The following is a 5,264-nucleotide window of genomic DNA, read 5'->3' as shown; positions in this document are numbered from 1 at the left end:
CGCGCGCACCTTGTGCTTAGCGCGTCCGTGCGCGACGCGGCTTGACGACCGGCACGGGTGCGTCAATCGAACCCGCGTCAGTCACGCGCGCGGCCGGCGCGCCGCCGTCCCGCACCGCCAGACGCGCCTTGAGGAAATCGAGCCACGCGCGCACCGGGCCGAAACGCCTGCTCGCCGCGGGCGTGCTGATCGAGTGCGCGGGCATCCTGATGCTCGCCGCACCGTGGTCCGCCGGGCACGACGGCGGGCTGGCGCTGGCCTACGCGGTGCTGGGCTTCCGCGGCAGCCGGTGTTCAAGCGCCGCGCAAAGCGTCGCGTTTCTCGACGTGCCGCCCGCGCGGCTCGGGCAGGCGGGCGCGCTGTGGAACATCAATCGCCAGCTCGGCTTCTGCCTGGGCGTCGCCGTGCTCGGCAGCACGCTCAATGCATGGCTGGCCGGAACGGGAACCGGATCCGACGATGGGGCGGCGGCCCTGCCGGTCTATCGCGCGTGCCTGCTCGTCGCGGCCGCGCTGACCCTGCTGCCGTTGCCGCTGATCGCGCGGCTGTCGAGCGCGCACACCGGGCGTCTGCTGCGCGGCGACGCGATCGTTGCTTGATGCCGACACGCTGAGAGGAAATGTTTCATGACGGAATCCAATCCGTTTTTCGATGAAGTGCGCGACGCGCACGTGGAGATCGAACGCTGGCTGTCCGGCGAAGCGCCGGCCGGGCATTTGCCGGCGCTGCGCGCGCGTTTCTCGCCCGCTTACTCGATGGTGACGCTGGCAGGGGCGCGCCTGGATTTCACCGCGCTGACGGCTTTTTTTGCACAGGCGCAGGGCGCCGTGATCGACGAACTGGAACTGATCGGGCAGGGCGACGGGCGCGCCGTGGTCGGTGATCGCGAGCACCAGGCCGATGCGGCCGGGCAGGCCACGCTGCCGCTCGACGGCGGTGTTCGCGCGCGACGGCGCAGGGCGTGTCGTGTGGCTGCGTCTGCATGAAACCGCCTGCGCGGCGGGCTGACGCGCAGGTGCGCGAGCGCGTATCGGCGCGGGCGGTCGAGGTGCTTCGGCCATGCGGCGCGGGCGAGCGGCCGGCATGCCCGACGACGTCGACGGACGGCCGATTTTTCCGGCGTTTGCGCCATGCATGATTAATCGGCGATTCGATTTGCGTGCCGCCGAGGTTTGACTACAATCGCCCTATCTCATCATAGCGGGCGTTGTGGTCGCAGCGCGGGACCGACTGCCAGCGCAGCACGTGAAGAATGACAAGAAGACGCCGCTGTTCCGTTGCCGACCCGTGCCCGCCGCGATCCTCCGGATACCTGGAGCGACGGTGCATATCGGCAGCCGGGCGGCGCGCGCGCGCGGGGGCGGTCTGGCTGATCGCCTGCGCGTTCGCGTGGCTCGGCCTGACCGCTGCCCGGCCCGCGTGGGCGGACGAGGCGCCGTCGCCCGCCCAGCCCTCGTTCGCGCTGTACTACGGCGCGCAGCCGCCGGTCGAATTGTTGTCCGCCTACGATGTCGCCGTGGTCGAACCGGACAGCGGCTTCGACCCGCGCGCGCATGTCCTTCCGCATACCACCTGGTTCGCGTACGCGAGCGTCGGCGAAGTGCAGCCGTCGCGCGCCTATTACGCGGATCTGCCCAAGTCGTGGCTGCTCGGCAGCAACGAGGCGTGGGCTTCGCGAGTGGTCGATCAGAGCCGGCCCGAGTGGCCCGCGTTCTTTGTCGAGCACGTGATCCGGCCGCTGTGGGACAAGGGCTATCGCGGCTTCTTCCTCGACACGCTCGACGCCTGGCAACTCGCCGCGCACACCGACGACGCGCGCGCCCGCCAGCAGGCCGGCCTCGTCGCGGTGATCCGCGCGATCCACGCGCGCTATCCCGAGGCCAAGCTGATCTTCAACCGCGGCTTCGAGATCCTGCCGGCGGTGCACGGGCTTGTCTACGCGGTGGCGTTCGAGTCGCTGTACCGCGGCTGGAATCAGGCGCGGCAGCGCTACACGGCGGTGCCGGAAGCCGATCGCGCCTGGCTGCTCGCGCAGGCGCGCACGATCCGCACGCAGTACAACGTGCCGGTGGTGTCGATCGACTATTGCCCGCCCGCCGACCGCACGTGCGCCAGCGACGCGATCACGCGGATTCACGCGGACGGCCTCGTGCCGTTCGTGACCGACGGCGCGCTCGCGACGATGGGCCGCGGCGCGAGCGCGCCGCTGCCGCGCCGGATCCTCGTGGTGCAGGACCCGCCCGCGCGCACTGACCTGAACGTGTCGCCCGGGGTGCGCTACCTGGCCATGCCGCTCGGTTATCTCGGCTACCTCGTCGATTACGCGGACGCGCGCGCGCCGCTGCCCGCCGGCCCGCTCGCGGACCGCTACGCGGGCATCGTGCTGTGGCTCGACAACGACGTGCCGCGCGGCCGCGCCTATCGCGAATGGCTCGGCGCGCAGATCGACGCGGGCGTTCCGATCGCGATGCTCGCGTCGTTCGGCACGCCGCTCGATGCGCCGTTCGCGCGCAAGCTCGATCTCGAGGTGGTCGACGGGATCCCGGCGGGCGCGCGGCTCGACGTCGCGTCCTATGACCCGGCGCTGATGGGCTTCGAGATGAAGCCGCGCGCCGATCCGCACGACTACACGGCGGTGCGGGTCGGCGCGCGCAGCCGGTCGCTGCTGCGCCTGCGCGCGGGCGGCGTCGAGATCGACGGCGCGGCGCTGACGCCGTGGGGCGGCTACGTGATGCGGCCGTTCGGCGTGTATCAGCTCGGCGGGATCAATCAGGCCCGCTGGGTCACGCAGCCGCTCGCGTTCCTGCGGGCCGCGCTGCGCCTGCCGGACGACATGCCGGTGCCCGACACCACGACCGGCAACGGCCGTCGGCTGCTGATGTCGCACATCGACGGCGACGGCTTCGCCTCGCGCGCGGAGTTCGCCCAGGCCGGCCTGCCCGAGAACCCCGCCGTGCCGCTGTATTCGGGCGACATGCTGTACCGGCTGCTGCGCGATTCGGGGATGCCGACCACGGCCTCGCTGATCGAGGGGGAGGTGTCCGACGACGGACCGTATCGCGCGTTCGCGCCGCACCTGCGCGCGCTGGGCGCGAAGATCTTCGCGCTGCCGAACGTCGAGGTCGCCACGCATACCTATACGCATCCGCTGCAATGGATGCGGGTGACGGGGCTCGGCGTCTCGGACGACAAGGATACGGTCACCGAGGGCGGCGGCGGCGCGCATGCGAGTGGGCTGTCGATCGATATCCCGGGTTACCGCTTCAACTACGAACGCGAAGTCGGCGGCTCGATCGACTACCTGAACCGCACCGTCGCGCCGGCCGCGAAGCCGGTGCGGATGGTGCTGTGGAGCGGCGATTGCCAGGTGCCGTCGCCGGTGCTGAAGGCGGCCTACCGGGCGGGCGTGCTGAACATGAACGGCGGCGACACGCTGATCACGAAGAGCTACCCGAGCTGGACCGCGATCGCGCCGCTCGGCGTGATGAAGGACGGCTATTACCAGGTGTTCGCGCCGAACCAGAACGAGGAGTTGTACACCGACCTGTGGCATGGCCCGTTCTACGGCTTCACGCGCGTGCTCGAAACCTTCGAGATGACCGACCGGCCGTTGCGCTTCAAGCCGATGGACATCTACTACCACATGTTCTCGGGCACCAAGCTCGCGTCGATGAAGGCGCTCGAACTGATTTTCAAGGCCGTGCTCGCGCAGCCGGTGATGCCGCTGTTCGCGTCGGACTATGCGCGCAAGGTGCTCGATTCGCTCGACATGAGCGTGGCGCGCGACGGCGACGCCTGGGTGGTGCGCGGCGGCGGCGCGCTGCGCACGGTGCGCCTGCCGGCGGGCAAGGCGCCCGACCTGCGCGGCGCGACCGGGGTGGCCGGCTACGCGCCGGGGCCGGGCGGCACCTACGTGCACCTGACGGGCGCCGCCGCGCGCTTCACGGTGGTCGACGCCGCGCGCGCGCCGCACGTGCCGTACCTCGCCGATGCGAACGGCGAGCTCGAACACTTCGAACGCAGCGCGCGCGGCTTCTCGTTCGACCTGCGCTCGACCGTCGCGCCGCGCTTTCGCGTCGCCGACGCCGGCGTATGCCGCGTGAGCCAGCGTCCGCTTTCCTCCACTGCCTACCGCCTGCATGTCGACGTCGTCTGCGACCGCTGAACGCCAGCGCTTCTTCACGCTGCCCGCGATCCTCGCGCTCGGCGCGCTGCTGGGCGTGCTGCTCGGTTTCGCCTATCCGCGCGGCGCGCTGGAGGCGCGGCTGCTCGCGGCCGGCCGCGTCGACGGCCTGACGGTCGCGTATCTGGAGGCCTGGCTGCGCATCGATCCGGGCAATCCGGACGTCCAGGCCGCGCTGACCCGCGCCTATCTGAGCGGGGAGCGGCTCGCGGACGCGGAGCGCATGCTGGAGCGACTGAAGATCTCGACCGATCCGGCGGCGCGGCGGCGCGCGCTGGTGATCCGGCTCGCGCTCGCGCAGCGCCGGCTGTATACGCTCGCGCCGCGCGATCCCGCGCGCGCCGCGCCGCTGCGCGAACTCGATGCGCTGCTGCGCGAGGCCGATCGAGTCGAATGGGACGTCGACGCGCTCAAATCGCTGGCGGGGCAGGCGCGCGGCCTGGGCGACGATGCGCTCGCGGCGCGCTTCTATGCGCGGCTCGTGACGGATGATCCCGCACATGCGTTGGCGTGGCTCGCCGAATTGGCGGCCACGCGGCTGGGCGGGGGCGAGTATCGCGGGGCCGCCGATGCGTGGTTCGCGCTGGAGGCGCGCGCGACGACGCGCGCGGCGCGGCGCGAGGCGTTCATCGCCGGGTTGAAGGCGTTGCAGGCGGGCAATGAGCTGCCGGGCGCGATGGCGGCGGCGCAGGCGCATGCGGGCGATCTGGCGGACGACCCGGATACGTTGCGGTTCCTGTCGAATCTGGCGATGGCGGCGGGGCGGCCCGATCTGGCCGCGCAGTACGTGAAGCGCCTGATGCAGGTGCTGGGCGATGCGGGCAGGCAGGGGCGGACGCGGCTTGCCGCGTATGCGGCGGGCGGGCCGGGCGCGGTGGCGCCACATGACGGCCGGGTCGCGGCGCAGCGCACGGCGCGGAGCGTGTGGCTGCGGGCCGCGTGGTATCGCGGCGGCGGGCAGCCGGCGCGGGGGCGGGCGTGGCGGATCGCGGGGGCGGAGGGGGTGTCGATCGTGAGGATCGCGGCGACGACGGCCGCGCCGGGCGCGGGTGGCGCAGGTGCGTCGACGGGGATCAACGCG

Annotated in this window: 4 protein-coding genes; all 4 read left to right on the top strand. The window is 71.9% G+C overall.

What is annotated here, in order from left to right; genetic code table 11:
- Nucleotides 1-128 precede the first annotated feature (128 nt).
- Nucleotides 129-599: a hypothetical protein gene (locus tag AC1RQF_RS09280; RefSeq protein WP_492871852.1), complete on the top strand. Its 471-nt coding sequence runs from the start codon at nt 129-131 to the stop codon at nt 597-599.
- A gap of 27 nt (nt 600-626) precedes the next feature.
- On the top strand, nt 627-986 hold the full coding sequence (locus tag AC1RQF_RS09275; protein WP_492871851.1) for a DUF4440 domain-containing protein: 360 nt from the start codon (nt 627-629) through the stop codon (nt 984-986).
- 266 nt (nt 987-1,252) lie between these two features.
- A complete protein-coding gene (locus tag AC1RQF_RS09270; RefSeq protein WP_492871850.1) occupies nt 1,253-4,165 on the top strand; it encodes a bifunctional glycoside hydrolase/polysaccharide deacetylase family protein in 2,913 nt (970 codons plus the stop codon).
- Nucleotides 4,140-5,264 (top strand): tetratricopeptide repeat protein (locus AC1RQF_RS09265; RefSeq protein ID WP_492871849.1); only part of this gene is annotated, 1,125 nt, incomplete at its 3' end. The genes AC1RQF_RS09270 and AC1RQF_RS09265, both read left to right, overlap by 26 nt.

The organism is Burkholderia sp. GW821-FHT14F03, assembly GCF_058803765.1.
Note: the sequence above shows the minus strand (reverse complement) of the source record. Positions and strands in the feature narration are given on the sequence as shown.

Excerpts from the sequence above, each read along its gene's own strand:
- AC1RQF_RS09275 (WP_492871851.1), top strand. The coding sequence starts at position 627 with ATGACGGAATCCAATCCGTTTTTCGATGAAGTGCGCGACGCGCACGTG.
- AC1RQF_RS09270 (WP_492871850.1), top strand. The coding sequence starts at position 1,253 with ATGACAAGAAGACGCCGCTGTTCCGTTGCCGACCCGTGCCCGCCGCGA.